Source organism: Macrococcus epidermidis (assembly GCF_024205965.1).
GTDB classification, from domain to species: domain Bacteria; phylum Bacillota; class Bacilli; order Staphylococcales; family Staphylococcaceae; genus Macrococcoides; species Macrococcoides epidermidis.
Genome location: NZ_CP073819.1, coordinates 2,380,421 through 2,402,028, shown reverse-complemented (window position 1 = coordinate 2,402,028; position 21,608 = coordinate 2,380,421). Strand labels below are relative to the sequence as shown.

General features: G+C 39.6%; 17 protein-coding genes, 9 tRNA genes and 4 rRNA genes. 28 read left to right on the top strand and 2 right to left on the bottom strand.

Annotated features, from left to right (window positions below):
* Position 1 precedes the first annotated feature (1 nt).
* The 27 genes from KFV12_RS12830 to rrf (KFV12_RS12700) all read left to right on the top strand — a co-directional run bounded on the left by KFV12_RS12830 (position 2) and on the right by rrf (KFV12_RS12700) (position 18,818).
* On the top strand, positions 2-1,171 hold the full coding sequence (locus KFV12_RS12830; protein ID WP_254256919.1) for a MazG family protein: 1,170 nt from the start codon (positions 2-4) through the stop codon (positions 1,169-1,171).
* Positions 1,158-1,427 (top strand): RNA-binding S4 domain-containing protein, encoded by a 270-nt coding sequence (locus KFV12_RS12825; protein ID WP_096077830.1) that lies wholly within the window; start codon positions 1,158-1,160, stop codon positions 1,425-1,427. Before KFV12_RS12830 ends, KFV12_RS12825 begins: the two co-directional genes overlap by 14 nt.
* A gap of 11 nt (positions 1,428-1,438) precedes the next feature.
* Positions 1,439-1,822, top strand: coding sequence for an FtsB family cell division protein (locus tag KFV12_RS12820; protein ID WP_099577287.1), 384 nt, complete (start codon positions 1,439-1,441; stop codon positions 1,820-1,822).
* Between the two features lie 102 nt (positions 1,823-1,924).
* The gene (locus KFV12_RS12815) at positions 1,925-2,311 is read left to right on the top strand and encodes a S1 domain-containing RNA-binding protein (RefSeq protein WP_099577289.1); all 387 of its coding nucleotides are present in this window, start codon (positions 1,925-1,927) and stop codon (positions 2,309-2,311) included.
* A gap of 70 nt (positions 2,312-2,381) precedes the next feature.
* Positions 2,382-3,605 (top strand): tRNA lysidine(34) synthetase TilS, encoded by a 1,224-nt coding sequence (tilS, locus tag KFV12_RS12810; protein WP_111717408.1) that lies wholly within the window; start codon positions 2,382-2,384, stop codon positions 3,603-3,605.
* Between the two features lie 3 nt (positions 3,606-3,608).
* On the top strand, positions 3,609-4,148 hold the full coding sequence (gene hpt, locus KFV12_RS12805; RefSeq protein ID WP_111717406.1) for a hypoxanthine phosphoribosyltransferase: 540 nt from the start codon (positions 3,609-3,611) through the stop codon (positions 4,146-4,148).
* Between the two features lie 125 nt (positions 4,149-4,273).
* Entirely contained in the window at positions 4,274-6,349 is a 2,076-nt protein-coding gene (gene ftsH, locus KFV12_RS12800; RefSeq protein WP_254256918.1) for an ATP-dependent zinc metalloprotease FtsH, read from the top strand.
* Positions 6,350-6,409: 60 nt separating this feature from the next.
* On the top strand, positions 6,410-7,282 hold the full coding sequence (hslO, locus tag KFV12_RS12795) for an Hsp33 family molecular chaperone HslO (protein WP_099577296.1): 873 nt from the start codon (positions 6,410-6,412) through the stop codon (positions 7,280-7,282).
* A gap of 88 nt (positions 7,283-7,370) precedes the next feature.
* Positions 7,371-8,303: a cysteine synthase A gene (gene cysK, locus KFV12_RS12790; RefSeq protein ID WP_239243399.1), complete on the top strand. Its 933-nt coding sequence runs from the start codon at positions 7,371-7,373 to the stop codon at positions 8,301-8,303.
* 96 nt (positions 8,304-8,399) lie between these two features.
* The gene (folP, locus tag KFV12_RS12785) at positions 8,400-9,188 is read left to right on the top strand and encodes a dihydropteroate synthase (RefSeq protein ID WP_111717444.1); all 789 of its coding nucleotides are present in this window, start codon (positions 8,400-8,402) and stop codon (positions 9,186-9,188) included.
* Positions 9,181-9,537: a dihydroneopterin aldolase gene (gene folB / locus KFV12_RS12780; RefSeq protein ID WP_240838507.1), complete on the top strand. Its 357-nt coding sequence runs from the start codon at positions 9,181-9,183 to the stop codon at positions 9,535-9,537. The genes folP and folB overlap by 8 nt, the downstream gene beginning before the upstream one ends.
* Before the next feature lie 2 nt (positions 9,538-9,539).
* Positions 9,540-10,016 carry a 2-amino-4-hydroxy-6-hydroxymethyldihydropteridine diphosphokinase gene (gene folK, locus KFV12_RS12775; protein ID WP_111717396.1) on the top strand — a complete coding sequence of 159 codons (477 nt, stop codon included), beginning with the start codon at positions 9,540-9,542 and terminating at the stop codon, positions 10,014-10,016.
* 10 nt (positions 10,017-10,026) lie between these two features.
* Positions 10,027-11,040: a tRNA dihydrouridine synthase DusB gene (gene dusB, locus KFV12_RS12770; protein ID WP_111717395.1), complete on the top strand. Its 1,014-nt coding sequence runs from the start codon at positions 10,027-10,029 to the stop codon at positions 11,038-11,040.
* A 4-nt stretch (positions 11,041-11,044) separates the two neighbouring features.
* The gene (lysS, locus tag KFV12_RS12765; RefSeq protein WP_111717394.1) at positions 11,045-12,532 is read left to right on the top strand and encodes a lysine--tRNA ligase; all 1,488 of its coding nucleotides are present in this window, start codon (positions 11,045-11,047) and stop codon (positions 12,530-12,532) included.
* Between the two features lie 278 nt (positions 12,533-12,810).
* Positions 12,811-12,925, top strand: a 5S ribosomal RNA gene (gene rrf, locus KFV12_RS12760).
* Positions 12,926-12,937: 12 nt separating this feature from the next.
* Positions 12,938-13,013 (top strand) — tRNA-Val (locus KFV12_RS12755).
* Between the two features lie 18 nt (positions 13,014-13,031).
* Positions 13,032-13,107 (top strand) — tRNA-Thr (locus tag KFV12_RS12750).
* 7 nt (positions 13,108-13,114) lie between these two features.
* A tRNA-Lys gene (locus tag KFV12_RS12745) sits at positions 13,115-13,190 on the top strand.
* A 25-nt stretch (positions 13,191-13,215) separates the two neighbouring features.
* A tRNA-Gly gene (locus KFV12_RS12740) sits at positions 13,216-13,290 on the top strand.
* A 15-nt stretch (positions 13,291-13,305) separates the two neighbouring features.
* Positions 13,306-13,394, top strand: a tRNA-Leu gene (locus KFV12_RS12735).
* A 17-nt stretch (positions 13,395-13,411) separates the two neighbouring features.
* Positions 13,412-13,485, top strand: a tRNA-Arg gene (locus tag KFV12_RS12730).
* A gap of 11 nt (positions 13,486-13,496) precedes the next feature.
* Positions 13,497-13,570: transfer RNA gene (locus KFV12_RS12725), tRNA-Pro, on the top strand.
* Positions 13,571-13,586: 16 nt separating this feature from the next.
* Positions 13,587-13,662, top strand: a tRNA-Ala gene (locus KFV12_RS12720).
* Positions 13,663-13,791: 129 nt separating this feature from the next.
* A 16S ribosomal RNA gene (locus tag KFV12_RS12715) occupies positions 13,792-15,345 on the top strand.
* A 121-nt stretch (positions 15,346-15,466) separates the two neighbouring features.
* A tRNA-Ile gene (locus KFV12_RS12710) sits at positions 15,467-15,543 on the top strand.
* A gap of 141 nt (positions 15,544-15,684) precedes the next feature.
* Positions 15,685-18,610: ribosomal RNA gene (locus KFV12_RS12705) — 23S ribosomal RNA — on the top strand.
* A gap of 93 nt (positions 18,611-18,703) precedes the next feature.
* Positions 18,704-18,818, top strand: a 5S ribosomal RNA gene (gene rrf / locus KFV12_RS12700).
* The 16S, 23S and 5S rRNA genes sit together here with 9 tRNA genes alongside, the layout of an rRNA operon.
* 54 nt (positions 18,819-18,872) lie before the next feature.
* Here rrf (KFV12_RS12700) and KFV12_RS12695 read toward each other — a convergent pair.
* Positions 18,873-19,271, bottom strand: a complete 399-nt coding sequence (locus KFV12_RS12695; RefSeq protein WP_254256917.1) for a nuclease-related domain-containing protein — start codon at positions 19,269-19,271, stop codon at positions 18,873-18,875.
* 3 nt (positions 19,272-19,274) lie between these two features.
* Complete coding sequence (gene pdxR, locus KFV12_RS12690) at positions 19,275-20,612, bottom strand: MocR-like pyridoxine biosynthesis transcription factor PdxR (RefSeq protein WP_254256916.1); 1,338 nt, start codon at positions 20,610-20,612, stop codon at positions 19,275-19,277.
* Positions 20,613-20,719: 107 nt separating this feature from the next.
* Between pdxR and pdxS the strand changes: the two genes are divergently transcribed.
* Positions 20,720-21,607: a pyridoxal 5'-phosphate synthase lyase subunit PdxS gene (gene pdxS / locus KFV12_RS12685; RefSeq protein WP_099482278.1), complete on the top strand. Its 888-nt coding sequence runs from the start codon at positions 20,720-20,722 to the stop codon at positions 21,605-21,607.
* The last annotated feature ends 1 nt before the right edge of the window (position 21,608 follow it).

The following is a 21,608-nucleotide window of genomic DNA, read 5'->3' as shown; positions in this document are numbered from 1 at the left end:
GATGAATAAAATAACGATTGTAGGTCTAGGGAACTATGGTCTGGATGAGTTACCTTTTGGGATATATCGCTTTTTAAATAAGGCAGACAAAGTTTATGTGAGAACAATGCGACATCCAGTCGTAGAAGATCTGGAAGAGATTGAATGGATGAGCTTCGATGAAGTATATGAAGAAAATGATGATTTCAGCAATGTCTATGAAGAAATTGTAAGTCGCCTGAAAATGCTGGCTGAAACTGAAGATGTTATCTATGCAGTGCCCGGTCATCCGATGGTTGCAGAATCAACAACTGAGTTATTGCTGGCAGATGACACTTTAAATATTGAAATATTAGGCGGAAAAAGTTTTATCGATGACCTGTTCCAGGCAGTGCAGTTTGATCCAAACAATGGCTTTCAGATGCTTGACGGAACGATGTTTGAGGCATCATCAATTAATCCTAGAAATGGTCTCATTGTAACGCAAGTGTATGATCAGTTGATCGCAAGTGATGTCAAAGTTTCGTTGTTAGAAATTTACCCTGCTGAACATAATGTTGCTATCGTTACAGGTGCACGCGGAGAAGATGCAGATGTAATATGGCGACCTTTACATGAAATGGACCATGACTTTGCGTTATCAAATTTAACGTCACTTTTTGTACCGCCATTAAATGATGAGCAATTATCAGGGGACTTTGAATATTTCACAGCAGTGATGGATACGCTTGTAGGTGAAAATGGTTGTCCTTGGGATAAAGAACAAACGCATCAAAGTTTAAAGCGTTATTTATTAGAGGAAACATATGAATTGTTTGAAGCGATTGATAATGATGATATCGATAACATCATCGAAGAGTTAGGCGATATATTATTACAAGTTGTATTTCATAGTGCGATTGCGAAAAAAGATTACATGTTCGATGCGAGAGAAGTAGTAAAGAGCATTACCGATAAAATGATTCGTCGTCATCCACATGTGTTTGGAGATGAATCAATATCAACCGTAGATGAATTACATGATGTCTGGAATGATGCTAAAGCGAAAGAAGGAAAACAAGAACGTACTGTGAAAAAAGAGAAAATTTTTGCAGATATTTTCTTAAAGTTATATGATTTGAATAAAATTCAAAACGTATCTTTAAAAGATGCTTTGAAAGAAATTGTAGGTGGAATAGATGAGACTCGATAAATATTTAAAAGTATCACGTTTAATTAAACGTCGTACGTTAGCAAAAGAAGTGAGTGACCAAGGTAGAATTAAAATCAATGGTAATGTTGCGAAAGCATCAAGCACTGTAGCAGTTGGTGATGAATTAGAAGTACGTTTAGGACAACGCATCATTACGGTGGAAGTCACAGACTTGAAAGAACATGCAACAAAAGATAATGCAAAAGGAATGTTTGAAGTAAAAAAAGAAGAAAAAATTGAACAGCCTTTTGAATAGGAGTGTTACGTATGGCTAAGGAAGTACGTAAAATTGAAAATGAATACACGAAGGAACAGGCGCGTATTAATCGATTGAATCGTAAAAGTAGCATGATTGTAAGAAAGCGTATGACAGTCTTCGGAGGCATTCTTCTCGCTATCTTATTATTTTTGACGTTACTTCTCTTTATGCAAATGAATACCAATAGAGCTTTGAAGCAGGAACAAGCGAAACAAACAGTCGAGCTGGAAAAACTTAAAGATAAAGAAATCGCACTGAAAGAACGCTTAAAACAGCTTAATAGTAAAGAATATATTGAAAAGATTGCACGTAGTGAATATTTCTTAAGTAATGATGGAGAAGTAATCTTTAAGATTCCTGAAAAAGATAAAAAGAAAGATGCAACTGAATAAGTCAGACTTCACAGATAATTTGATTAATCAAGTTGTAAAAAGAGAAAATCAAGCATATAATGATATATTATGAAGAATTAATCGGGAGGATTTATTAAACTTATGGCAATTGAAGTTGGAAACAAATTAAAAGGTAAAGTTACAGGCATTAAAAATTTCGGTGCATTCGTTGAGTTACCTGAAGGCAAAAGCGGATTAGTTCACATTAGTGAAGTTGCAGATAGTTACGTAGAAAATATTGCTGAACATTTAAAAGTTGGCGATGAAGTAGAAGTTAAAGTATTAACAATTGGTGATGATGGAAAGATTAGCCTTTCAATTAAAAAAGCGAAAGAACGCCCAAGAAAACCTGCACCGCCAAAAGTTGAGAAAAAGCCTGAAGACTTTGAAAAAAAATTATCAAATTTCTTAAAAGACAGTGAAGATCGACTAACTTCAATTAAACGTCAAACAGAGTCACGTCGTGGTGGCAGAGGGTCAAAGCGTTAATACGTTTGTTTATCTAAATCAAGAGCTAGGGTCTGACCCTGAGCTCTTCTTTTGTTGAGGTGGTGAGATTTTGGATTGTTTGTGGAATGAATATGACACCGTTGCGGTTGCAGTTTCGGGTGGGGTCGATAGCATGGTATTGCTCGATAAGGTGAACATATTAAATCATCATAAGAAGTTGTATGCATTGCATGTTAATCATCAGTTGCGTGACGTATCAGATGAAGAAGAAAAAATGATTCAAGCATATTGTAAGCAGCATAATATCGAATTAATTACTTATACGATACCTAAAAATTCATTTAACCCGAACAAAAGTATCCAGCGTGAGGCACGAGATATTAGATATCATTTTTTTGAAACACAAATTAATATAAAGCATATTGACTGTTTATTAACGGCGCACCATAAAGATGATCAGCTCGAAACCATATTCTTTAGACTAATGACGAACCGTTATAACTATCAACCGATAAATATTCAGCAAGTGGTAGCACGTGATGGTTATCAACTGATACGTCCTTTAATAAATGTGAGTAAAGCTGAATTAATAGAATATGCACATGAATTTAAAGTTCCGTATATGACAGATGCATCGAATACAGACAGCAAATATTTAAGAAACTTTATTCGTAATGATATATTTAAAGTATTAGATGATTCTTCGATAGATAAGCATCAGTTATTGAATTTAGCTGATTATATGGAAGATGTAGATGATTTAATCGACTTACATGTTGAGCGTTATAAAATAGATATTGAAAATAATGCATTATCACGATATAAGTTGTCAGAAGAAAATCGATTAGTCATTCAAAAAGTACTGCTTTCATTTATTCAGAGATATGTTACACAATATACTGTAAGCTTTGGATTTTTAAATGAAGTGATACGTGTACTTCAAAGTGATGCAACACATGCTTCGTTTGCAATCGCTCCAGGTTGGCATATTCAAATTGCTTATGATAAATTGATAGTACGAAATAAAAATGAAAAGATTGATGACAAATTAGAAGTGGTTTCACCCGGGAAATATTACTTTAATGATTATAAAATAGAAATTAAAGATGAAATTCAACCAATCACAATTCGAACAAGAAAAGATGGAGATGTTATCGAAATCAACGGTATGCATCAAAAAGTAGCGCGTATTCTTAAAGATTTAAAAGTGCCTGTTTACGACCGTCCAAAAATACCAATCGTTTGTGTTGAAGATGAAGTAATAGCGATTGGCCATTATAAATCTAACCATCACCCTTTCAATAATAAAATAATAATTACAAAGGAGAACTAAATCATGCATAACGATATTGAATCGATTGTATTAACGAAAGAACAGATTGAAGCAGCTTGTGAGCGTCTTGGAAAAGAAATTACTGCTGATTATGAAGGGAAGCTCCCTCTATGTGTCGGAATTTTAAAAGGATCAATTCTATTTATGGCAGACTTACTTAAACATATTGATACCCATGTTGAGATGGAATTTATGGATGTTTCATCTTATCATGGCGGCACAGAATCAACAGGAGAAGTTAAAATATTAAAAGATTTAGATGTTTCTGTTGAAGGGCGCGATATCATTATTATCGAAGATATTTTAGAAACTGGAACGACGCTTAATGCAATCGTTGATTTATTAAAATATCGCAAAGCGAATTCAATTGAGATCGTAACATTATTAGATAAGCCTATGCGCCGTAAAGTAGATATTGAAGCGAAATATGTAGGCGAGAAGATTCCGGATGATTTCGTTGTAGGTTATGGGTTAGATTATCAGGAAAAATATCGTAATCTGCCATACATTGGATTATTAAAAGAAGAAGTTTATACTAAATAGTGAAGCATTGCACTGAAAAGAAAATAAAATTTGTAAAAATTGTGTAAGTTTAATTAGTAGATTGAACAACATTTATTATGTTAAAATCTTTGTTAGCTTTACAAATAGGTAGGAGGACAACGTGAATGCAAAAAGCCTTTCGTAGTATATTGATGGTAACACTAATAGGTATCGTCTTATTCGGTGTGTTTTCAATGATTAATGGCACGGGTTCGATGCCAAAACAGATGACATACACGAAATTAATGTCTCAGCTGGAAAAAGGTAATGTTAAAGAAATGACGATCCAGCCTGGACAAGATGTATATTTAGTCAAAGGGAAATTAAAAGGTGCTGAACCAAATGAAACATTTACTTCGGTACTGATGTATAATAACCAAAAAGATTTAGATAAAATCACTAAAATTGCTGAAGAGCAAGATGGTGATTTGAAATTTGATATAAAGCCAGCTGATAAAGAAAATGTATTTTTAGGTATGTTAAGTACTTTAATTCCATTATTATTATTAGCATTTGTCTTTATTTTCTTCCTATCTCAATCACAAGGCGGCGGCGGTGGCGGCCGTGTTATGAATTTCGGTAAGTCTAAAGCAAAACTTTATGATGATAAAAAGAAAAAAGTACGCTTTAAAGATGTAGCTGGAGCAGATGAAGAGAAAGCAGAATTAATTGAAATTGTAGATTTCTTAAAAGATAATCGTAAATTTGTGAAGATGGGCGCACGTATCCCTAAAGGTGTGCTTTTAGTAGGACCTCCTGGTACAGGTAAAACGTTAATCGCGCGTGCAGTTGCTGGTGAAGCAGGCGTTCCATTCTTCTCAATCAGTGGTTCTGACTTCGTTGAAATGTTCGTCGGTGTCGGTGCCAGTCGTGTACGTGACCTGTTCGAAAATGCTAAGAAAAATGCACCATGTATCATTTTCATCGATGAGATTGATGCAGTAGGACGTCAGCGTGGTGCTGGTGTTGGTGGTGGTCACGATGAGCGTGAACAAACACTGAACCAATTATTAGTTGAGATGGATGGTTTCGGTGAGAACGAAGGCATCATTATGATTGCTGCAACAAACAGACCTGACATTTTAGATCCAGCGTTATTACGTCCTGGACGTTTTGACCGTCAGATTCAAGTAGGGGCACCAGATGTTAAAGGTCGTGAAGCAGTACTTAAAGTACATGCGCGTAATAAACCTCTTGATGAAACAGTAGATTTAAAAGCTTTAAGTCAACGTACACCTGGTTTCTCTGGTGCAGACTTAGAGAACTTATTAAACGAAGCAGCACTTGTTGCAGCACGTCAAGGTAAGACGAAGATAGATATGCGTGATATTGATGAGGCAACAGACCGTGTTATTGCAGGTCCAGCGAAGAAATCACGTGTTATTTCTGAGAAAGAAAGAAATATCGTTGCGTGGCATGAAGCAGGACACACGATTATCGGTTGTGTATTAGATGAAGCAGAAATGGTTCATAAAGTTACAATCGTACCGCGTGGTCAAGCTGGTGGATATGCGATGATGTTACCGAAACAAGATCGTTACTTTATGACTAAACCTGAATTATTAGATAAGATTGTCGGATTATTAGGCGGTCGTGTTGCTGAAGAAATCACATTTGGTGAAGTTTCTACAGGTGCACATAATGACTTCCAGCGTGCAACAGGTATCGCACGTAAGATGGTCACAGAATATGGTATGAGTGATAAACTTGGACCATTACAATTTGGGCAAACGCAAGGTGAAGTATTCTTAGGTCGTGACATGGGTCACGAACCGAACTACTCAGATCAGATTGCGTATGAAATTGATCTGGAAGTTCAACGTATTATTAAAGAAAGTTACGCGAGATGTAAAGAAATTCTTCTGAAACATCAGGATAAACTTGATTTAATTGCGAAGACTTTATTAACAGAAGAAACATTGGTAGCAAACCAAATCAATAGCTTATTCGTTGACGGTACTTTACCAGAAGTAAGCTATGATGATTCACATCTATATCACATGAAAGAAAAAGAAGTTGTAGTAGATAAAACTGATGATTCTAAAGTGACGGTTAAAGAAGTTGACGGTAATGATTCAGAAGATGCAGGTTCTTCGTATGAAGAAGTAAAGGAACAATTAAAAAATCCTGATGCACCAATCGATGAATCTAAAAATGAACCAGAACCAAAAGTTGATAAATTAGACAAAGATAAATTCTAAAATAGGAGGCGGAGAAGAAGCATTGCTTCGATTCCGCCTCTTTTTAAAAGGAGAAAAACAATGACAAAAGATTATTTAGTAAGAGCATTAGCATTTAATGATGAAGTGCGTGCATTTAGTGTAAGAACAACAAATTTAGTGGAAACTGCAAGAGAAAAACATGATACGTGGCGTGTTGGCACAGCTGCGCTTGGACGTACATTAACAGTAGGTTCAATGATGGGCGCAATGCTTAAGAATGAAGAGAAATTAACAATAACAATTAACGGTGGCGGACCCCTTGGTCAGATTGTTGTTGACGCAAATGCAAAAGGTGAAGTACGTGGTTATGTACAAAACCCTCATGTACAGGTGGAATCGATTAGACCAGGTAAAATGGATGTTGGTGAAGCGGTAGGACGCAGTGGTTATATCAATGTTGTTAAAGATATCGGTATGCGAGATTATTTTACTGGTTCAACGGAAATTCATAACGGAGAAATCGCAGAAGATTTTGCATACTATTTTGCGACAAGCGAACAGGTACCCGCAGCAGTTGGCTTAGGCGTGTTATGTACACCTGAAGAATTAACACAGGCAGCCGGTGGATTTATTATTCAGTTATTGCCATTTGCCAGCGAAGAAACGATTTCTTTTTTAGAAGAACGCATTAACAATATGGAACCTATCTCTAATCTGATTGATAAAGGTTTATCACCTGAACAAATTTTAGAAGAGATATTGGGTGAAGATAATATTCGTATTATCGATACGATGCCAATCGAGTTTAAATGTAACTGTGGTAAAGAAAAGTTCTTAACTGCAATTAAAGGTTTAGGTGAAGCAGAAGTTGAATCCATGATCGAAGAAGATGGTGGCGCAGAAGTTGAATGTCATTTCTGTCGTGAGAAATATCACTTTACACCTGAAGAGTTACGCAGCATCATCGCGTAAACGGATTATTTTTATTTAAATGTTAATTTTGATATACTTATTCCGATGAAAAAAGTAAGAATAATTTTACAATTTGGAGGGGAATATGATGTCATTAAGAGTAGAACGCGTTACTGATTTAATTGGAAATACGCCATTAGTGAAATTAAATAATGTTGTACCAGAAGGTGCAGCAGATGTATATGTGAAATTAGAATATCAAAATCCAGGTAGTTCAGTGAAAGATAGAATTGCATTAGCGATGATTGAAGCTGCTGAAAAAGAAGGTATCATTAAACCAGGAGATAACATTGTAGAGCCGACATCAGGTAATACAGGGATTGGTTTAGCGATGGTTGCTGCAGCAAAAGGTTACAAAGCTACTTTAGTGATGCCTGATACGATGAGTCAGGAACGTCGTACATTACTGAAAGCATACGGTGCAACGTTAGTATTAACACCGGGTGCTGAAGGTATGAAAGGTGCGATTGCAAAAGCAAACGAACTAAAAGATGAGCACGGTTACTTTATGCCACAGCAATTCGAGAATATGTCGAATCCTGAAGTGCACAGATTAACAACAGGTCCTGAAATTGTTAATGCAATGGAAGGCTTATCGATTGATGCATTTATTTCAGGTGTTGGTACGGGTGGTACTTTGTCGGGAGCCGGTGCTGTATTAAAAGAACATAATCCTGATGTTGAAATTATTGCAGTAGAACCAACTGATTCACCAGTATTAAGTGGAGGACAACCAGGACCGCATAAAATTCAGGGAATTGGTGCAGGATTTGTTCCAAAAACATTAAATACTGATATGTACACAGGTATTATGCAAGTTACAAACGAAGAAGCGATGGAGACAAGTCGTTTAGTAGCACGTAAAGAAGGGATATTAGCTGGTATTTCTTCTGGAGCAGCAATTAAAGCGGCAATAGATAAAGCGGTTGAATTAGGTAGTGGTAAGAATGTCGTAGCAATTTTACCAAGTAACGGAGAGCGTTACTTATCAACACCTTTATTTGCGAACCTTCAGGACTAATTCATATCATTATAGACTGAGACAACAAGTCTCGGTCTTATTTTTATTATAGTAAATTTGTTATAATGAAATGAATATACTGTGGAGGTAAAAATGATGAAGCAGACATTAGTAATGGGAATTCTAAATGTAACACCTGATTCATTTTCTGATGGTGGGCAATATAACGTCGTTGAAAATGCTGTAGCACGCGTGCATGAAATGATAGCGCAAGGTGCTAACATTATTGATATTGGTGGCTACTCAACGCGTCCTGGTTATAGTGAGATTTCTGTAGAAGAAGAATTGAATCGTGTCGTACCGGTATTGAAGGTGATTAAAGATGTCGATGCGCTTATTTCTGTCGATACTTTTAGAAGTGAGGTCGCAGAAGCAGCGCTTCAGCACGGTGCGCATATCATTAATGACCAATGGGCCGGGAAATATGATCCGAACATATTTGAAGTCGTAAAAAAATATAATGCCGAAATAATTTTAATGCATAATGCAAAAGAAGAAGTTGTTGGCGACATTATGGAACATATGGTGACCGATTTATGTACGCAGGCGAATAAAGCGCTAAAGATTGGCATTGAACGTGATAAAATATGGATTGATCCAGGTATCGGATTTGCCAAGTCTCGCGAACAGGAAATCCACGTGATGCATCGTTTAGATGAACTAGTTGCGCTGGATTATAAAGTGCTGCTTGCAACAAGTCGTAAGCGTATGGTGAAAGAGCTGCTAGGTGGAGAAACGACACCGATTGAACGTGACGAAGGTACACTGGCGACTACTGCAATTGGAATTAATGCAGGTGTCGATGCTGTTCGCGTTCATAATGTACAAATGAATGCGCGCTTTATTAAAGTGATGGATCAACTTAAAGGAGACTACAATGGATAAAATATTTTTAACGGGTATGCAATTTTATGCATATCATGGTGTGTTTGAAGCGGAGAATCAAATAGGACAAATATTTATCGTTGATGTTGAGCTTGATGTAGATTTAAAAAAAGCAGGCGAAACAGATGAGCTTGAACATACCGTGAACTATGGATTAGTTTATGAAGATATTAAGACGGAAATGTCTATTCAGTCAAAATTATTAGAACATGTAGCTGAACGTATTGCAAAAATACTCTTCAGTCACTATAATCAGATAATGGCCTTAAAAGTCAAAATTACAAAAATGAATCCACCAATACCAGGTGTGTATGATGGTGTAGGTGTAGAAATTCATAGAACGAGGTAGTTATGACGATAGTATATTTAAGCTTTGGCAGTAATATGGGTGATAGAGAACGACAAATTAACGATGCATTGAACTTGTTAAATACACTTCCAGAGACAAAGGTGACGAAGATTTCAAGTTTATATGAAACAGCGCCAGTCGGTGGTGTTGAACAAGATGACTTTTTGAATGGCGTTGTCGCACTAGAAACCAATTTATCACCGATTGAGTTATTGGATGGGATTCAATCAATTGAATTAAAGCTCAATCGTGTCCGTAAGATTCACTGGGGACCGAGAACAATCGATTTAGATATTGTATTGTTTGGTGATTTAGTAATGGATAGTGAGCGATTAAAAGTACCACATCCATTTATGCATGAGAGAAGTTTTGTATTAATTCCTCTGAATGAAATTGCCCCTCAGGCAATTCATCCAGTATTAAATAAAAAGATAAGTGATATTGTAACTTTGGACCCGGATGTAAGAATTTATAAGTGAGGGTAAACATATGTGGAAAATTGGAGATATTGAAATAAACAATAAAGTTGTGCTCGCACCGATGGCTGGTGTGTGTAATGCGGCGTTTAGATTAACAGTAAAAGAATTTGGTGCAGGTTTAGTATGCGCTGAAATGGTAAGTGATAAAGCGATTCTTTTCAATAATGAAAAGACGATGAAAATGCTTTATATTGATGAGAATGAAAGACCGTTATCGTTACAGATATTCGGTGGAGAGAAAGAAACGTTAGTCGAAGCGGCTAAATATGTTGATCAAAATACAACAGCAGATATTATCGATATTAATATGGGATGTCCTGTTTCAAAGATTATTAAATGTGAAGCAGGTGCAAGATGGTTGCTTGACCCACCTAAAATTTATGAAATGGTGTCAGCAGTTGTTGAAGCAGTGAACAAACCAGTTACTGTAAAGATGCGTATTGGTTGGGATGATGAACATATTTATGCTGTAGAAAATGCAAAGATGATTGAAAAAGCTGGGGCATCTGCAATTGCAGTGCACGGTAGAACACGTGTCCAAATGTATGAAGGTCATGCAGACTGGGATGTTATTCGCCAAGTAAAAGAAGCGGTGAGTATTCCTGTTATCGGTAACGGTGATGTAACGAGTCCGGAGCTTGCGAAGAAGATGCTTGATGAAACAGGTGTTGATGCGGTAATGATCGGTCGTGAAGCATTAGGAAATCCTTGGATGATATATCGTACTGTGCATTATCTGGAAACAGGTGAATTAATGCCTGAGCCGCATATTTCAGAGAAGATGAAAGTTGCAACGCTTCATCTAGACCGTTTAATTGAATTAAAAGGTGAAAAAGTAGCTGTAATGGAAATGCGTAAACATGCATCATGGTATTTAAAAGGGATTCGTGGTAATGGTAAAGCACGTAAGTTAATCAATCAAGCTGAGACACGCGACGAATTAGTTGATATACTTAAATCATTCGAAGCATATATCATTGAAGCAGAGAAAAATGAAGAATCTAAAATCGCAGAAGGAGTGTAATGAAATGTCAGAAGAATTAAACGACCAAATGTTGGTACGTCGTCAAAAAATGCAAGATTTATTAGACCAGGGGATTGATCCATTTGGTCAAAAATTCGTAAGAACAGCGACATCTGCTTCGTTAAAAGCAGATTGGGATGCTTTTTCTAAAGAAGAATTGCATGATAAAGAGGAAGAATCAAAAGTTTCTTTCGCTGGTCGTATTATGACAAAACGTGGTAAAGGTAAAGCTGGGTTTGCTCACGTTAAAGATTTAGATGGTCAAATTCAAATTTATGTGCGTAAAGATGCTGTAGGTGATGAACAGTTTGAGTTATGGAACAATGCTGATTTAGGCGATATCGTCGGTATTGAAGGTGTGATGTTCAAAACGAACACTGGAGAACTTTCTGTAAAAGCGAAGTCGTTTACACTGTTATCAAAAGCTCTTCGTCCATTACCTGATAAATTCCACGGATTACAGGACGTTGAACAACGTTATCGTCAACGCTATTTAGACTTAATCACAAGTGAAGAATCAACGCAAACTTTCATTACACGTAGTAAAATCATTCAGGAAATGCGTAGTTACTTAAATGCGAAAGGTTTCTTAGAAGTAGAAACACCTATGATGCATACTATCGCGGGTGGAGCTGCAGCACGTCCATTCGTGACGCATCATAATGCATTAGATATGGAACTTTATATGCGTATTGCAATTGAATTACACTTAAAACGTTTAATCGTTGGTGGATTAGAAAAAGTATATGAAATCGGTCGCGTATTCCGTAATGAAGGTATTTCGACACGACACAACCCTGAGTTTACGATGATTGAACTATACGAAGCGTATGCAGACTATAACGATATTATGGATTTAACAGAAGAAATGGTAGCGCATATTGCTGAGAAAGTTACAGGTTCTACAACTGTTGATTATGCAGGCGAACAAATTAACTTAGCACCAAAATGGCGCAGATGGCATATGGTTGATGCTGTTAAAGAATACACAGGTGTTGATTTCTACGAAGTGAAAACTGATGAAGAAGCACATAGTCTTGCTAAAGAACACGGTGTTGAAGTTAAACCGAATATGAAATACGGTCACATCTTAAATGAATTCTTCGAACAAAAAGTAGAAGAAAACTTAGTACAGCCGACATTTATTTTCGGACATCCTGTAGAAGTGTCACCACTTGCAAAACAAAATCCAGAAGATCCACGTTTTACAGATCGTTTTGAATTATTTATCGTACGTCGTGAGCATGCAAATGCATTTACAGAATTAAACGATCCAATCGATCAAAAACAACGTTTCTTAGCACAAATGGAAGAAAAAGCTGCAGGTAATGATGAAGCACATGAGATGGATGAAGATTACATTGAAGCATTAGAATATGGTATGCCGCCAACAGGTGGATTAGGAATTGGTATTGACCGTTTAGTCATGCTGCTTACAAACAGTGCATCTATTCGTGACGTATTATTATTCCCTTACATGCGACATAAATAATTAAATTCTACTCAAAGGCTCTAAATCCTTATTTATCAAGGATTTAGAGCCTTTTTTATTCTGTAAAAATTATCAGAATTTACTTTCTTTTAAAAAATAGAAAAAAATAAAGAAAAAGCGTTGACTTTGCAATTCAAATTGCGTATTATTAAAAAGTCGCTTACAACGAGTAACATATTAAGAAAGTTAATCAATTGTAAAGTTCATGAACGCAGTGTAAAATTTACTATTGAAATAATCTTCGAAGCTGTTATACTTATATAAGTATTGAAAATTTGTCTGGTGACGATGGCAGAGAGGTCACACCTGTTCCCATACCGAACACAGAAGTTAAGCTCTCTAGCGCCGATGGTAGTTGGTCTTACGATCCGCGAGAGTAGGACGTTGCCGGGCAATATATACCCAGGAGGATTAGCTCAGCTGGGAGAGCATCTGCCTTACAAGCAGAGGGTCGGCGGTTCGAGCCCGTCATCCTCCACCATTATTTATTTATTATTATGCCGGAATAGCTCAACTGGTAGAGCAACTGACTTGTAATCAGTAGGTTGAGGGTTCAAGTCCTTTTTCCGGCACCATTTCTTTGAGCCATTAGCTCAGTTGGTAGAGCATTTGACTTTTAATCAAAGGGTCAGAGGTTCGAATCCTCTATGGCTCACCATTATTTTAATATTAAAACTTAATATGCGAAAGTAGTTCAGTGGTAGAATACAACCTTGCCAAGGTTGGGGTCGCGGGTTCGAATCCCGTCTTTCGCTCCATTAAGAAAATTAAATGCCGGGGTGGCGGAACTGGCAGACGCACAGGACTTAAAATCCTGCGGTAAGTGATTACCGTACCGGTTCGATTCCGGTCCTCGGCACCATTTAATTTTATTTTTTTGCGCCCGTAGCTCAATTGGATAGAGCGTTTGACTACGGATCAAAAGGTTAGGGGTTCGACTCCTCTCGGGCGCGTTTATTAATAACGGGAAGTAGCTCAGCTTGGTAGAGCACTTGGTTTGGGACCAAGGGGTCGCAGGTTCGAATCCTGTCTTCCCGACTTACTTAATAATTTTGGGGGCTTAGCTCAGCTGGGAGAGCGCCTGCTTTGCACGCAGGAGGTCAGCGGTTCGATCCCGCTAGTCTCCACCATAAAATTTTAAGATGAACATTGAAAACTGAATGACAATATGTCAACGTTAATTCCAATAATTTGAGTGAACTTAGTTCACTCCCAAGAGTGATTGCCATAAGCAATCAAAGAGCATTATCAAACAAACTATTATGGAGAGTTTGATCCTGGCTCAGGATGAACGCTGGCGGCGTGCCTAATACATGCAAGTCGAGCGAATTGACAGAGGTGCTTGCACCTCTCGATTTTAGCGGCGGACGGGTGAGTAACACGTGGGTAACCTACCTATAAGACTGGGATAACTTCGGGAAACCGGAGCTAATACCGGATAATATTTAGCTTCGCATGAAGCAATAGTGAAAGACGGTTCTGCTGTCACTTATAGATGGACCTGCGGTGTATTAGCTAGTTGGTGAGGTAACGGCTCACCAAGGCAACGATACATAGCCGACCTGAGAGGGTGATCGGCCACACTGGGACTGAGACACGGCCCAGACTCCTACGGGAGGCAGCAGTAGGGAATCTTCCGCAATGGACGAAAGTCTGACGGAGCAACGCCGCGTGAGTGAAGAAGGTTTTCGGATCGTAAAACTCTGTTGTAAGGGAAGAACAAGTACGTTAGTAACTGAACGTACCTTGACGGTACCTTACCAGAAAGCCACGGCTAACTACGTGCCAGCAGCCGCGGTAATACGTAGGTGGCAAGCGTTATCCGGAATTATTGGGCGTAAAGCGCGCGTAGGCGGTCTCTTAAGTCTGATGTGAAAGCCCCCGGCTCAACCGGGGAGGGTCATTGGAAACTGGGAGACTTGAGTACAGAAGAGGAGAGTGGAATTCCATGTGTAGCGGTGAAATGCGCAGAGATATGGAGGAACACCAGTGGCGAAGGCGGCTCTCTGGTCTGTAACTGACGCTGAGGTGCGAAAGCGTGGGGATCAAACAGGATTAGATACCCTGGTAGTCCACGCCGTAAACGATGAGTGCTAAGTGTTGGGGGGTTTCCGCCCCTCAGTGCTGCAGCTAACGCATTAAGCACTCCGCCTGGGGAGTACGGTCGCAAGACTGAAACTCAAAGGAATTGACGGGGACCCGCACAAGCGGTGGAGCATGTGGTTTAATTCGAAGCAACGCGAAGAACCTTACCAAATCTTGACATCCTTTGACAACTCTAGAGATAGAGCTTTCCCCTTCGGGGGACAAAGTGACAGGTGGTGCATGGTTGTCGTCAGCTCGTGTCGTGAGATGTTGGGTTAAGTCCCGCAACGAGCGCAACCCTTATCTTTAGTTGCCATCATTAAGTTGGGCACTCTAGAGAGACTGCCGGTGACAAACCGGAGGAAGGTGGGGATGACGTCAAATCATCATGCCCCTTATGATTTGGGCTACACACGTGCTACAATGGATGGTACAAAGGGCAGCAAAACCGCGAGGTCAAGCAAATCCCATAAAACCATTCTCAGTTCGGATTGTAGTCTGCAACTCGACTACATGAAGCTGGAATCGCTAGTAATCGTAGATCAGCATGCTACGGTGAATACGTTCCCGGGTCTTGTACACACCGCCCGTCACACCACGAGAGTTTGTAACACCCGAAGCCGGTGGAGTAACCTTTTAGGAGCTAGCCGTCGAAGGTGGGACAGATGATTGGGGTGAAGTCGTAACAAGGTAGCCGTATCGGAAGGTGCGGCTGGATCACCTCCTTTCTAAGGATAATTACGGAAATCAGACCTTTAGGTCTGATAGGGATTAACATTGACATATTGTATTCAGTTTTGAATGTTTATATTTGACCTATGGTCAGTAGTAAATATTCAAAATTAAAATGGGCCTATAGCTCAGCTGGTTAGAGCGCACGCCTGATAAGCGTGAGGTCGATGGTTCGAGTCCATTTAGGCCCACCATTTTAATTATTGTACTTTGAAAACTAGATAAAGTAAGAAGAAATAAAAGATTTTACCAAGCAAAACCGAGTGAGTTCATTTTTGAATTCTTAAAAAAATCGCGCGTCTGCATTTATGCAGACATCACAATTATTAATAACAGATTAAGTTATTAAGGGCGCACGGTGGATGCCTTGGCACTAGAAGCCGAAGAAGGACGTTACTAACGACGATATGCTTTGGGGAGCTGTAAGTAAGCTTTGATCCAGAGATTTCCGAATGGGGAAACCCAGCATGAGTTATGTCATGTTATCCATATATGAATATATAGTATATGAGAAGGCACACCCGGAGAACTGAAACATCTAAGTACCCGGAGGAAGAGAAAGAAAACTCGATTCCCTTAGTAGCGGCGAGCGAAACGGGAAGAGCCCAAACCAGAGAGCTTGCTCTCTGGGGTTGTAGGACACTCAATACGGAGTTACAAAGGAACAGTTTAGACGAATGACTTTGGAAAAGTCAGCCATAGAAGGTAAAGGCCCTGTAGTCGAAAAGTTGTTCTCTCCTGAGTGGATCCTGAGTACGGCGGAACACGTGGAATTCCGTCGGAATCCGGGAGGACCATCTCCCAAGGCTAAATACTCTCTAGTGACCGATAGTGAACCAGTACCGTGAGGGAAAGGTGAAAAGCACCCCGGAAGGGGAGTGAAATAGAACCTGAAACCGTGTGCTTACAAGTAGTCAGAGCCCGTTAATGGGTGATGGCGTGCCTTTTGTAGAATGAACCGGCGAGTTACGATTTGATGCAAGGTTAAGCAGTATATGTGGAGCCGTAGCGAAAGCGAGTCTGAATAGGGCGAATGAGTATCAGGTCGTAGACCCGAAACCAGGTGATCTACCCATGTCCAGGTTGAAGTTCAGGTAACACTGAATGGAGGACCGAACCGACTTACGTTGAAAAGTGAGCGGATGAGGTGTGGGTAGCGGAGAAATTCCAATCGAACCTGGAGATAGCTGGTTCTCTCCGAAATAGCTTTAGGGCTAGCCTCGTGTGATGATTATTGGAGGTAGAGCACTGTTTGGACTAGGGGCCCCCCTCGGGTTACCGAATTCAGACAAACTCCGAATGCCAAATAATTTAACACGGGAGTCAGACTGCGGGTGATAAGGTCCGTAGTCGAGAGGGAAACAGCCCAGACCACCAGCTAAGGTCCCAAAATATATGTTAAGTGGAAAAGGATGTGGCGTTGCCCAGACAACTAGGATGTTGGCTTAGAAGCAGCCATCATTTAAAGAGTGCGTAATAGCTCACTAGTCGAGTGACGCTGCGCCGAAAATGTACCGGGGCTAAACATATTACCGAAGCTGTGGATTGTCCAATGGACAATGGTAGGAGAGCGTTCTAAGCAGCGTCGAAGCATGATCGCAAGGACATGTGGAGCGCTTAGAAGTGAGAATGCCGGTGTGAGTAGCGAAAGACGGGTGAGAATCCCGTCCACCGATTGACTAAGGTTTCCAGAGGAAGGCTCGTCCGCTCTGGGTTAGTCGGGACCTAAGCCGAGGCCGAATGGCGTAGGCGATGGATAACAGGTAGATATTCCTGTACCACCTAAGATTGTTTGAACGATGGGGGGACGCAGTAGGATAGGCGAAGCGTACTGTTGGTTATGTACGTCCAAGCACTGAGACTGAGTATTAGGCAAATCCGGTACTCTTAAGGTCAAGGTGTGATGGGGAGCGAAATTATAGTAGCGAAGTCGTTGATTTCACACTGCCAAGAAAAGCCTCTAGTTAGAAATTAGGTGCCCGTACCGCAAACCGACACAGGTAGTCAAGATGAGAATTCTAAGGTGAGCGAGCGAACTCTCGTTAAGGAACTCGGCAAAATGACCCCGTAACTTCGGGAGAAGGGGTGCTTTTTAGGGTGCAAGCCTTGAAGAGCCGCAGTGAATAGGCCCAAGCGACTGTTTATCAAAAACACAGGTCTCTGCAAAACCGTAAGGTGACGTATAGGGGCTGACGCCTGCCCGGTGCTGGAAGGTTAAAAGGAGTGGTTAGCATCTCGCGAAGCTACGAATTGAAGCCCCAGTAAACGGCGGCCGTAACTATAACGGTCCTAAGGTAGCGAAATTCCTTGTCGGGTAAGTTCCGACCCGCACGAAAGGCGTAACGATTTGGGCACTGTCTCAACGAGAGACTCGGTGAAATCATAGTACCTGTGAAGATGCAGGTTACCCGCGACAGGACGGAAAGACCCCGTGGAGCTTTACTGCAGCCTGATATTGAAATTCGGCACAGCTTGTACAGGATAGGTAGGAGCCTTTGAAGCGTGAGCGTCAGCTTACGTGGAGGCGTTGGTGGGATACTACCCTGGCTGTGTTGACTTTCTAACCCGCACCACTTATCGTGGTGGGAGACAGTGTCAGGCGGGCAGTTTGACTGGGGCGGTCGCCTCCTAAAGAGTAACGGAGGCGCTCAAAGGTTCCCTCAGAATGGTTGGAAATCATTCGCAGAGTGTAAAGGCACAAGGGAGCTTGACTGCGAGACCTACAAGTCGAGCAGGGTCGAAAGACGGACTTAGTGATCCGGTGGTTCCGCATGGAAGGGCCATCGCTCAACGGATAAAAGCTACCCCGGGGATAACAGGCTTATCTCCCCCAAGAGTTCACATCGACGGGGAGGTTTGGCACCTCGATGTCGGCTCATCGCATCCTGGGGCTGTAGTCGGTCCCAAGGGTTGGGCTGTTCGCCCATTAAAGCGGTACGCGAGCTGGGTTCAGAACGTCGTGAGACAGTTCGGTCCCTATCCGTCGTGGGCGTAGGAAATTTGAGAGGAGCTGTCCTTAGTACGAGAGGACCGGGATGGACATACCTCTGGTGTACCAGTTGTCGCGCCAGCGGCATAGCTGGGTAGCTATGTATGGACGGGATAAGTGCTGAAAGCATCTAAGCATGAAGCCCCCCTCAAGATGAGATTTCCCAACTTCGGTTATAAGATCCCTCAAAGATGATGAGGTTAATAGGTTCGAGGTGGAAGTACAGTAATGTATGGAGCTGACGAATACTAATCGATCGAAGACTTAATCAATTTTATAGATTTTTTGCACGGTGATGTTTGGTACATCATATTTCTTCTTAAGTTTATCTAGTTTTGAAGGTACAATACCTTTAATATACTTTGTCTGGTGACGATGGCAGAGAGGTCACACCTGTTCCCATACCGAACACAGAAGTTAAGCTCTCTAGCGCCGATGGTAGTTGGTCTTACGATCCGCGAGAGTAGGACGTTGCCGGGCAATGCATAGGAGATCCTTCGGGGTCTCTTTTTTCTTTATATATTTAATGATAGGTTATATAAGTGGGCGAATTGCGCCATAATTCGCCCACTGAGTCCATCCTCCATAATAAAAAAGATGTACATAACCTTGTTCACTAATAAAGTTCCCGTTATCAAAACGATATAATCCTGAATAATTTTTAATATCAATATGTATAACCGTATCATTTGCTATAAATAAAAAATCATATTGAGCTGTGCCAAACATATCTAGCGTTAAATCCCATATGCGTACTAATTGCTCAAAACCTTTTATATGCTCAAAAAAAGCATATTCTCCTTCAAATCCCTTTAAATAATTCCTTAAGTTTTGATAATCCAGGTCTTCCAGAATAACTCGTCCATTTATTTTACATAAATATTGATAGTAAAAGTTTCGATGATGCCGTTTGAGTAGCATTTGAGCCTCCATAAATTATTGCAATAACCGCTTAATAATTGTTTCTATTTTATCATCCTCAAAACTTCCAAATCCAATAATATATTGATTGCTATAACGTGTATTCTGCCCTTCATAATAATCTTGAATGGTATTTATTTCAATATCACGTGTATTTAATTTCTCTTTCGTTTCAAATACAAAGTGCATACCAGCATCACTTCCATATATTTCGAAATTATTAAAATGTTCATCAATCAAATCCAATGTAAGTTCTAATTTCTTCTTATATATTTTACGCATACGATTAATATTGCGCTCAAACTCACCATCTCTTAAAAAAGATGTAATCATAAACTGTATATGTTTAGGAACAGTATTGTTAGGTTTATTTTCTAGGGTAAAATATTTCTCCAATAACAACTTCGGTAACACCATATAAGCCACACGAATACTAGGAAAAATCGACTTTGAAAACGTGCTCATATAAATAACTTTGTCATTTGCACTCATGCCTTGTAAAGCTTTCAAAGGTCTTCCTTTATATCTGAATTCACTATCGTAATCATCCTCAATAATAAATCTCTCACCATTATCTGCCCATTTTAATAACTCGATGCGGCGCTTCGCGCTGAGCACAATGCCTGTTGGAAATTGGTGACTGGGCGTGACATGAACGACGCTAGCACTATTTCCTAAAGTACTTGCGATAATACCATCTTCATCAACATTTACATTAATATAATCACGTTCCTCATATTTTAAGACTTTCTTGATCAAAGGATATCCTGGATTTTCAATGTAATACTTTCGCGCTCCTAGAATTCTAGTCAATAAAGTAAACAGTTGTTCAGTAGAGCTGCCAACGATAATTTGTTCATTATTACAATTGACCCCGCGAGAATGATATAAATATCTTCGAATTTCGTTTCTTAACGATAACTCTCCTTGTACATCCCCTCGTTCAAGTAATTCAATTTGTTCTTCTTCAAATGCATCACGCGCATATTTTCGAAACTTCTGGAATGGAAATGATTTAATGTGACTGTCTTCAATTTTAAATGAAATCTTTTTACTAGAATCTATATTCTCCTTCAGTTCCATCGTCTCTCGGGGTATCGTATGAATCGTCTGAATATCTTCAACAAAAAATCCGACTTTAGGTTTCGAATATATATAGCCTTCATCTAAAAGCTGTTGATATGCAATTTCTACTGTTGTTAAACTTAAGTTTAAATGACTGCTTAGTTTTCTTTTAGAAGGTAACTTCTCATTATACTGTAGTTTACCTCCTAATATATCTTCCTTTATAAATTGATAAAGCTGTGTATATAAAAATTCCTTCTCCTCAAAGCGATATGTGAGCATCTCCATATAAACTGACCCCTTAAATATATTCAAAACTGGTACTTTTATAATACCAAACATTACGTTACATTAGTCTATGTAAACAAAAATTCAGACTATTTAGAGGTGTAAAGATGAGTAAAATTGTAGGATCAGATAAAGTTAAACGTGGTATGGCAGAAATGCAAAAAGGTGGCGTTATTATGGATGTTGTTAACGCTGAACAAGCTAAAATTGCTGAAGCTGCTGGAGCAGTAGCTGTAATGGCATTAGAGCGTGTACCAAGTGACATTCGTGCAGCAGGTGGCGTAGCACGTATGGCTGACCCACGTATCGTTGAAGAAGTAATGAATGCAGTATCTATTCCTGTTATGGCAAAAGGCCGTATCGGTCATATTACTGAAGCACGTGTATTAGAAGCTATGGGTGTTGACTATATCGATGAATCAGAAGTATTAACACCAGCTGATGAAGAGTTCCACTTAAAGAAAGATGAATTTACAGTACCTTTCGTTTGCGGATGCCGTGATTTAGGAGAAGCAGCCCGTCGTATTGGTGAAGGTGCAGCGATGTTACGTACGAAAGGTGAGCCTGGTACAGGAAATATCGTTGAAGCTGTGCGTCACTTACGTAAAGTAAATGCACAAGTGCGTAAATTATCTGTTATGAATGATGATGAAATTATGACAGAAGCAAAACTTTTAGGTGCACCTTATGAAGTATTAAAAGAAATTAAAGCTTTAGGTAAGTTACCAGTTGTAAACTTTGCTGCAGGTGGTGTTGCTACACCAGCGGATGCAGCTTTAATGATGGAATTAGGAGCTGACGGTGTATTCGTAGGTTCTGGTATCTTCAAATCAGAATCACCTGAAAAATTTGCGAAAGCAATCGTTCAAGCGACTACGCATTATCAAGACTATAAATTAATCGGTGAACTTTCTAAAGAGTTAGGTGCAGCGATGAAAGGTTTAGATATTAATAAACTTTCTTTAGAAGAAAGAATGCAGGAACGTGGCTGGTAAG

Coding starts and splice junctions, on each gene's coding strand:
- dusB (WP_111717395.1), top strand. CDS start 10,027: ATGTGGAAAATTGGAGATATTGAAATAAACAATAAAGTTGTGCTCGCA.
- lysS (WP_111717394.1), top strand. CDS start 11,045: ATGTCAGAAGAATTAAACGACCAAATGTTGGTACGTCGTCAAAAAATG.
- cysK (WP_239243399.1), top strand. CDS start 7,371: ATGTCATTAAGAGTAGAACGCGTTACTGATTTAATTGGAAATACGCCA.
- KFV12_RS12820 (WP_099577287.1), top strand. CDS start 1,439: ATGGCTAAGGAAGTACGTAAAATTGAAAATGAATACACGAAGGAACAG.
- KFV12_RS12815 (WP_099577289.1), top strand. CDS start 1,925: ATGGCAATTGAAGTTGGAAACAAATTAAAAGGTAAAGTTACAGGCATT.
- hslO (WP_099577296.1), top strand. CDS start 6,410: ATGACAAAAGATTATTTAGTAAGAGCATTAGCATTTAATGATGAAGTG.
- folB (WP_240838507.1), top strand. CDS start 9,181: ATGGATAAAATATTTTTAACGGGTATGCAATTTTATGCATATCATGGT.
- ftsH (WP_254256918.1), top strand. CDS start 4,274: ATGCAAAAAGCCTTTCGTAGTATATTGATGGTAACACTAATAGGTATC.
- pdxS (WP_099482278.1), top strand. CDS start 20,720: ATGAGTAAAATTGTAGGATCAGATAAAGTTAAACGTGGTATGGCAGAA.
- pdxR (WP_254256916.1), bottom strand. CDS start 20,612: ATGGAGATGCTCACATATCGCTTTGAGGAGAAGGAATTTTTATATACA.
- folP (WP_111717444.1), top strand. CDS start 8,400: ATGAAGCAGACATTAGTAATGGGAATTCTAAATGTAACACCTGATTCA.
- KFV12_RS12830 (WP_254256919.1), top strand. CDS start 2: ATGAATAAAATAACGATTGTAGGTCTAGGGAACTATGGTCTGGATGAG.
- hpt (WP_111717406.1), top strand. CDS start 3,609: ATGCATAACGATATTGAATCGATTGTATTAACGAAAGAACAGATTGAA.
- KFV12_RS12825 (WP_096077830.1), top strand. CDS start 1,158: ATGAGACTCGATAAATATTTAAAAGTATCACGTTTAATTAAACGTCGT.
- KFV12_RS12695 (WP_254256917.1), bottom strand. CDS start 19,271: ATGGAGGCTCAAATGCTACTCAAACGGCATCATCGAAACTTTTACTAT.
- folK (WP_111717396.1), top strand. CDS start 9,540: ATGACGATAGTATATTTAAGCTTTGGCAGTAATATGGGTGATAGAGAA.